Genomic DNA, 7588 nt, shown 5'->3' with positions numbered 1-7588 from the left:
CGGGCTTCATCACCGCCTTGTAGGCGGCGGAGACGCCCTCCTGCATGGCGGCGGCAAACGTGGCGGCGTCCGCGCTCTCGTGGCCCTTGAGGGCCTTGGAGAGGCCCCGGAACAAAAGGGACAAAATGACGCCGGAGTTGCCCCGGGCGCCCCGCAGCAGGGCGGAGGCGGTGACGGAGGCCGCCTGGTCCACGGTGGCGGGGGCGGCCTTCCCCAGCTCCGTGACGGCGGCGCCGATGGTCATGGACATGTTGGTGCCGGTGTCGCCGTCAGGCACAGGGAACACGTTCAGGTCGTTGATGGCCTGCTTCTGGGCGGTGATGGCGGCGGCGCCGTGGAGCACCATCCGCTTGAACACCGCGCCGGTGATCTGTTCGTTCATTCGTTCGTTTCCTCCCTCACAGCGTCATGGAATCCACACACACGTCCACAGCCTTCACGGTGACGCCGGTGTTCTTGGTGACGACATAGCGCACCTCATTCATAATGGAGCTGCACACAGCCGGGAGGTTGACGCCGTTTTCCACAATGATGTGGAGCTCGATGGAAATGGAGTTGTCGTCGTGATAGGTGATGCTCACGCCCTTGCTCATGGCCTCCCGGCGCAGCAGGTGCACCAGGCCGTCGGTCATGGAGCGGTAGGCCATGCCCTTGACGCCGAAGCAGTTGGTGGCGGCAATGCCGGTGATGTTGGAAAATACGGCGCTGCTGACGGAGATCTCACCTTGATCGGATTTGAATTGAATCATGAGAACGTCCTTTCTTTCCCAGTATTGTCACGGCGCGGGAGAGGCCGCGCCGGTTGCCTTGACCGTGCCAAAAGCAGTATACACTTTTAGAAGTATATTATAAACGATACCGCCGGAAAGCACAAGCCCTAAAAACACCGGCAAAACCTGCCTGGGGCTATTGAAATGCGGCCGCCTTTGCCGTAAAATAGGGGACAGTTTATGCGGCGGGGCCCCTTGTGCCCCCCGGGAAAGGGGAAAGGGAATGCGCGTGATTACCGGCACGGCCAGAGGCCGCCGCCTGGGAGAGCTGGAGGGGATGGAGACCCGTCCCACCACCGACCGGGTCAAGGAGGGCATGTTCAACGCCCTGCAATTCGACATCGAGGGCCGCCGGGTGCTGGACCTGTTCGCCGGCACCGGCCAGCTGGGCATCGAGTGCCTGAGCCGGGGCGCCGCCCAGGCCGTGTTCGTGGACCGGCGGCCCGACGCGGTGAAGCTCATCCGGGACAACCTGAAGGTCACGGACCTTGCCGACAGGGCAAGGGTGGTGAGCGCCGACTCCATGGAATTTTTGAAGGGACTGCGGGAGAAGTTTGACATTATTTTCCTGGACCCGCCCTACGCCGCCGGCCTCCTGGAGCCCGCCATTGCCCACATCGCCAGGTTTGACATTCTCTCCCCGCATGGTATAATAATGGCGGAACACCCGGCGCAGAAGGCGCTTCCCGCCCTCTCCGCGCCCTACCGGCTCCAGCGGACCTACCGCTACGGCAAGATCGCCGTGACCATGTACCGCCGGGGCGGAAACGAACAAAACGAGGAATGACCCCATGAAAACAGCCGTTTGCTCGGGCAGCTTTGACCCCATCACCCTGGGCCACCTGGACATCATCCGCCGCAGCGCCGCCTGCTTCGACAAGGTGTATGTGTGCGTCAGCCCCAACGCGGAAAAGAAAAACCAAATGTTCACCCCGGAGGAAAAGCTTTTGCTGGTGCGCACCGCCGTGGCGGAGCTGCCCAACGTGGAGGCGGAGCTCTTCTCCGGCCTTCTGGCGGACTACGCCGTCTGCCGCCACGCCGCCGCCATCGTCCGGGGCGTGCGCAACACGTCGGACTTCGACGTGGAATACCAGCTGGCCCAGATCAACCAGGACATCCAGCCGGGGCTGGAGACCATGCTGCTGCCCGCCTCCCCGGCCTACCAGCACTTCAGCTCCTCCATGGCCCGGGAGATGATCCGCTACGGCCAGCCCCTGGAAAAATATCTCCCCGCGTCCATCATTCCCCTGGTGCGGGAGCTGACAGAGAAAAGGAAGGATGAGCCAAATGGCCAATGATATCAACCGACTGATCGACATGATCTACGAGCGGATCGAGGACGCCAAGTCCCCCGCCCTCAAGCCCAACATGAGCATGGTGGACCGGGACGAGATGCTGGACCTGCTGGATGAGCTGCGGGCCCAGCTGCCTGTGGAGATCAAGCGGGCCCAGGAGCTCCTCTCCGCCCGGGAGAAGTTCGTGGACGACGCCAAGCGGGACGTGGACCGCATGATGCGCCAGGCGGAGCTGGAGGCCAAGACCAAGGTCTCCGAAAGCGAGGTGCTCTACGCCGCCAAGGAGAAGGCCCGCCAGATCATCGCCCGGGCCGAGGACCGCTCCCGCCAGCTCTACCAGGTGGCCAACGAGTACGCCGAGGACGCCCTGGCCCGCACGGAGGAGGCCGTCCAGGCCGCTCTGGACGAGGTCAAGCAGTCCCGGGTCCGGTTCCGCTCCGCCTCTGCCGCCAAGATGCAGGAGCAGCGGGACAAGCTGGACGGAAAGACCGAGCGTTCCGACGACGCCGACGAGACCTGAGCGGGGTCGACCATAACGGAAAAAATTTTGTAAAAAACGACGAAACATTTGGGGAAACTTTTTTCCGTTTTCCGAAATGTTGAGAAAAAAGTGCAGAAAATACGGCCTCCGGCACAAGATCTTGTGCCGGAGGCCGTTTGCGATTTTACGTAAACTTCCCACAGGACAATCGAACACCTGTTTTAAATGCCGAATTTAGACAGGTTTTTAGGGAAAATCTCCCGTTTTTCCCGGTTTCAGGTCGGAAAAAAATCCTTGCAATCCTGAATTAGATCGCTTATACTCGAAATTAACGGTGGGGAATTGTGGGTAGTTGAGGCAGCAAAGTGGCATTCGCGCCCAAAGTTGCCCCCGAAAACGGGCAAAAGGGGGGCGCGGCCATGGCGCGGCTGATGGGAAAATCCAACAACAGCATCGACTCCAAGGGCCGCCTGGTGATCCCCTCCGCCATGCGGGAGGCCCTGGGAAGCCTGTTTTACATCACCATCGGCGCCGAGGGGTGCCTGACCATCTACCCGGAGGCCAAGTGGGAGCAGATGTCCGAGGACATGGACGAGCTGCCCTACACCGAGGCCCGGGCCCTGACCCTCCTCTACGCCAACGCGGTGCCCTGCGAGCCCGACGGCCAGGGGCGGGTGCTGATCCCCGCCACGCTGCGCAAGTACGCGGGGCTGAAAAAGACGGCAACCATCGTGGGCATGAATACCTTTGCCGAGATCTGGGACGAGGATACCTGGTCGGCCCGGGAGAAGTCCATGCTGGAAAACAACGATATGGCGGCGGCCATGGATGCCCTGGCCCGTGTCCGCCGGAACCGGGGGTGAGGGCACGTGGAATACACCCATCGGCCTGTGCTGCTGGAAGAGTGCATCCAGGCCCTGCACATCCGCCCGGACGGAATCTATGTGGACGGCACCCTGGGCCGGGCCGGCCACTCCCTGGAGATCGCAAAACGGCTGACGAGCGGCCGGCTCATCTGCATCGACCGGGACATGGCCGCCATCGACGCGGCGCGCGTCCGGCTGGCGCCCTACCTGGACCGCGTGACGCTGGTCCACAGCAACTTCTCCCGGCTGGGGGAGGTGCTGAAGGAGTGCGGCGTGGAAGGGGCCGACGGCATGCTCTTCGACCTGGGCGTCTCCTCGCCCCAGCTGGACGACGCGTCCCGGGGCTTTTCCTACATGCACGACGCCCCCCTGGACATGCGCATGGACCGCTCCGCGGCCCTGACGGCCTATGAGATCGTCAATACCTGGAGCGGCGACGAGCTGCGCCGTATCCTCTACGACTACGGTGAGGAGCGCTACGCCCCCGCCATCGCCCGGGCCATCGTCCGCGCCCGGGAGACAAAGCCTGTGGAGACGACTTTGGAATTAGTGGACATCATCAAGGGGGCCATGCCGCCGGCGGCGCTGCGGGAAAAGCAGCACCCGGCCAAGCGCAGCTTTCAGGCCATCCGCATCGCCGTCAACGGCGAGCTGGACGAGCTGCCCCCCATGCTCTCTTCGGCGGTGGACAACCTCCGCCCCGGCGGACATTTGGCCGTCATCACCTTCCACTCTCTGGAGGACCGCATCGTCAAGCGGTCCATGCAGGAGATGGCCAGGGGATGCACCTGCCCGCCGGAATTTCCCGTGTGTGTGTGCGGGAAAAAGCCGCGGATACGGATTTTGACCCGCAAGCCCATTGTCTCCGGCGCCCAAGAGCTGGAGGAAAATCCCCGGGCCCGCAGCGCCAAGCTGCGGGTGGCGGAGGCCTGCGGGACGACGGAAGTGAACGCGCCCTCGTTTTGACGGCGCTGCGTGTGATGAAAAGAGGAGGGACTCTGGTTGTCTTCTGCAACAAAAGAACTGCGCTACCGGCAAAGCGGCGCGGTCTACGGGAATCTGGCATATGATCTGGACCGGGAGCTTCGGGAACGGGAGCTGCGCCACGCGGGGGAGCTGCCCCGGCGGCGGGAGCAGGCGCTGGAAACACCCAAGGTCCGCAGCATCTCCAAGGTACAGGTGCGCCAAAAGCAGTCGCTGTCCGTCTTTTCCGTGGTGGGCTTCGCCGCGGTGGCCGTGCTGGCGGTGCTGGTGCTTTTGAACTATGTACAGCTCACGGCCCTCTCTTCCCAGACGGTGGAGCTGCAAAGCCAGCTCTCCCAGCTCCAGGAGGAGAACGTGGTCCTCACGGCCCAGTACGAGCGGATGTTTGATCTCAACACCATCAAGGAGGCCGCCGAGGCCGCCGGAATGAGCAAGCCCAGCAGCAGCCAGGTCTCCTACATCGACCTGAGCGAGGGGGACAGCGCCGTGGTCTACGAGCAGAAGGAGCCCGGCCTCCTGAGCCAGATCCTCGACTCGCTGCACCACGGGGTCTACGCAGTGGTGGAATATTTTGACTGACCGGGCACTATAATGCATTGACAGTGGGGAGTAAGAAGGGTGATGCTTTCTTACTCCCCGTTTGCGACAAAACGGAGGCATAGCATGGCAAACGTATCCCGCAGAAAAAGTGACGCCGCCCGCCGGGCCAACCAGGTGGTCCGCAGCCGGACGGTGCTGATGATGGCGCTTTTGGGCGTGGTCACCTTTGTACTGCTGTTCTGGAAGCTCTTCGACCTGCAGATCCGCCAGCACGACGACTTGCAGGAAAAGGCGGTGGCCCAGCAGACCCGCAGCACCGTCATCACCGCCTCCCGAGGCACCATCTACGACGCAAACGGATTGCCCCTGGCCATCTCCGCCACGGCGGAGACCGTGTTCATCTCCCCCTACGAGATCCAGAACTACCTGGACGAGGCGGAAAAGAGCGCCGAGGAGGCCGCCCAGGAGGCCGCCGAGAAGGGCACCGCCTACACGCCCCCCATCGTCCGCGACAAGGACTACATCGCCGAGGGCCTGGGCCGCATCCTGGATGTGGACCCGGCCACCATTCTCGAGAAGATGGAAAAGACCTCGTCCATGTATGAGATCATCAAAAAGCGGGTGGACCAGGAGGTGGCCGACGAGGTGCGCCGCTTCATCAACGGCGAGATCGACACCGAGGGCAACGAGATCACCATGGAGACCGCCGCCGGCAAGACCGTCCTCAAGGAGGACCCCTCCCGGAGCCCGGTGAAGATCCGGGGCGTCTACATGGAGCCCGGCTCCAAGCGCTACTACCCCTACGGCACCCTGGCCGCCAACGTGCTGGGCTTCGTCAACGGCGACAACGTGGGCGGCGTGGGACTGGAGGCCAAGTACGACTCCGTCCTCACCGGCACCGCCGGACTCACCGTCACCGCCAAAAACGCCGTGGGCAGCGACCTGCTCTACCAGTACGAGCAGTACTACGACGCCGAAAACGGCAAGAACCTGGTGCTCACGTTGGACAGCAACATCCAGTACTACCTGGAAAAGGGCATCGAGAGCATGGCCACCAAGTACGACGCCGCCAACGGCGCCACCGGCATCGTCATGGACGTCAATTCCGGAGCCATTCTGGCCATGGCCTCCTACCCCAACTACGACCCCAACGACTACGGCACCGTCTACGACGAAAAGCTCAAGGCCCAGCTGGAGGAAAAGCTCCAGGCCCTGGCCGCCGACCGGGGGTCCTACAAAACGGAGGAGGACTACCAGGCCGCCGTCAGCCAGGCCACCAGCTCCGTCATGAGCGCCCAGTGGCGCAACAAGTGCATCGACTCCACCTATGAGCCCGGCTCCACCTTCAAGCCCATCACCCTGGCCACCGCCCTGGAGGAGGACCTGGTGGATATGTCCACCACCTTCAACTGCACCGGCTCCATCCGGGTCCAGGGTTGGAGCAAGCCCATCAACTGCTCCAACCACTCCGGCCACGGTCTCCAGACCCTGGAACAGGCGGTGGGCAACTCCTGCAACCCCGCCTTCATCACCATGGGCCTCAAGATCGGCACTGAGACTTACTACCAGTACCTCAAGTCCTTCGGCCTCATGGAAAAGACCGGCGTGGACATGATCGGCGAGGTGTCCGGCATCTTCGCCGACGAGGACAGCTTCAACTCCAACGTGGTGTCCCTGGCCTCCTACTCCTTCGGCCAGACCTTCAACGTCACCCCCCTGGAGCTGATCCGGGCCCAGGCCGCCTGCATCAACGGCGGCTACCTCTACACCCCCTACATCGTCAACCAGATCCTCGACGACGAGGGCAACGTGGTCTTCCAGCACACCACCGACACCGTCCGCCAGGTCATCAGCGAGGAGACGTCCGCCACCGTCCGGGAGTGCCTGGAGTACGTGGTCGCCAGCGGCGGCGGCCGCAACGGCCAGGTGGCCGGCTACCGCATCGGCGGCAAGACCGGCACCGCCGACAAGACCGGCACCGGCGACGTGGTGGTGTCCTTCATGTGCTTTGCTCCGGCGGACGATCCGCAGATCATCATGCTGCTGACCATGGACACCCCCAGCCGCACCACCGGCACCGCCGTGTTCGGCGGCACCATGGTGGCCCCCACCGCCAGCTCCATCATGAGCGAAATTCTGCCCTACCTTGGCATCGAGCCCGACTACACCGCCGAAGAGCTGGTGGGCGCCGACGCCACCGTGCCCAACGTGGTGGGCAAGACCGCCGCCGAGGCCAAGGAGAAGCTGGAGAGCGTGGGCTTTGCCTGCCGGACCGTGGGCGACGGCGCAACCGTCACCGACCAGACCCCCGCCGGCGGCGCCATCGTGCCCAACAACGCCACCATCATCCTCTACCTGGGGGCGGAGAAGTCCGACGAGCCGTGCACCGTGCCCAACGTGGTGGGCAAGACCGCCTCGGCGGCCAACGAGGCCCTGACCAACGCGGGCCTCATCATGAAGGTCTCCGGCGCCACCACCGTCAGCTCCGGCAGCGTCCGGGCCATCAGCCAGAGCGCCGCCGCCGGCTCCAAGCTGGAGGCGGGCAGCGTAGTCACCGTCCAGTTCGGCGACAGCTCCGTGCTGGACTGAGCTCCACCGCACTTTCTGCAAGGAAATCGGCACGTTCTGCCGTATATTTCGCAAAATCATCTG

The 7588-nt window shown here is 63.5% G+C and carries 9 protein-coding genes; 7 read left to right on the top strand and 2 right to left on the bottom strand.

Annotated elements, in window-relative coordinates:
* Both QZS13_RS04075 and QZS13_RS04070 read right to left on the bottom strand, forming a co-directional pair.
* On the bottom strand, nt 1-382 hold a 382-nt coding region (locus QZS13_RS04075), incomplete at its 3' end, for a DAK2 domain-containing protein (protein ID WP_295585817.1).
* A gap of 16 nt (nt 383-398) precedes the next feature.
* Nucleotides 399-749, bottom strand: coding sequence for an Asp23/Gls24 family envelope stress response protein (locus QZS13_RS04070; RefSeq protein ID WP_295585814.1), 351 nt, complete (start codon nt 747-749; stop codon nt 399-401).
* 244 nt (nt 750-993) lie between these two features.
* Here QZS13_RS04070 and rsmD point away from each other — a divergent pair, with 244 nt between their 5' ends.
* The 7 genes from rsmD (at nt 994) to QZS13_RS04035 (ending at nt 7525) form a co-directional block, all read left to right on the top strand.
* Nucleotides 994-1557: a 16S rRNA (guanine(966)-N(2))-methyltransferase RsmD gene (rsmD, locus tag QZS13_RS04065; protein WP_295585810.1), complete on the top strand. Its 564-nt coding sequence runs from the start codon at nt 994-996 to the stop codon at nt 1555-1557.
* Between the two features lie 4 nt (nt 1558-1561).
* Complete coding sequence (coaD, locus tag QZS13_RS04060; protein WP_295585808.1) at nt 1562-2068, top strand: pantetheine-phosphate adenylyltransferase; 507 nt, start codon at nt 1562-1564, stop codon at nt 2066-2068.
* A complete protein-coding gene (locus QZS13_RS04055; protein WP_295585805.1) occupies nt 2058-2585 on the top strand; it encodes a hypothetical protein in 528 nt (175 codons plus the stop codon). Before coaD ends, QZS13_RS04055 begins: the two co-directional genes overlap by 11 nt.
* A 380-nt stretch (nt 2586-2965) precedes the next feature.
* Nucleotides 2966-3409, top strand: a complete 444-nt coding sequence (mraZ, locus tag QZS13_RS04050) for a division/cell wall cluster transcriptional repressor MraZ (RefSeq protein ID WP_295585802.1) — start codon at nt 2966-2968, stop codon at nt 3407-3409.
* 6 nt (nt 3410-3415) lie between these two features.
* Nucleotides 3416-4378 (top strand): 16S rRNA (cytosine(1402)-N(4))-methyltransferase RsmH, encoded by a 963-nt coding sequence (rsmH, locus tag QZS13_RS04045; protein WP_295585799.1) that lies wholly within the window; start codon nt 3416-3418, stop codon nt 4376-4378.
* A 36-nt stretch (nt 4379-4414) separates the two neighbouring features.
* Nucleotides 4415-4975: a hypothetical protein gene (locus tag QZS13_RS04040; protein ID WP_295585797.1), complete on the top strand. Its 561-nt coding sequence runs from the start codon at nt 4415-4417 to the stop codon at nt 4973-4975.
* Between the two features lie 84 nt (nt 4976-5059).
* Nucleotides 5060-7525, top strand: a complete 2466-nt coding sequence (locus tag QZS13_RS04035) for a penicillin-binding transpeptidase domain-containing protein (RefSeq protein ID WP_295585795.1) — start codon at nt 5060-5062, stop codon at nt 7523-7525.
* Nucleotides 7526-7588: the final 63 nt, after the last annotated feature.

It is taken from the genome of uncultured Oscillibacter sp. (assembly GCF_900546705.1).
Taxonomy (GTDB): domain Bacteria; phylum Bacillota; class Clostridia; order Oscillospirales; family Oscillospiraceae; genus Oscillibacter.
This window is presented reverse-complemented; position numbering and strand designations above follow the sequence as displayed.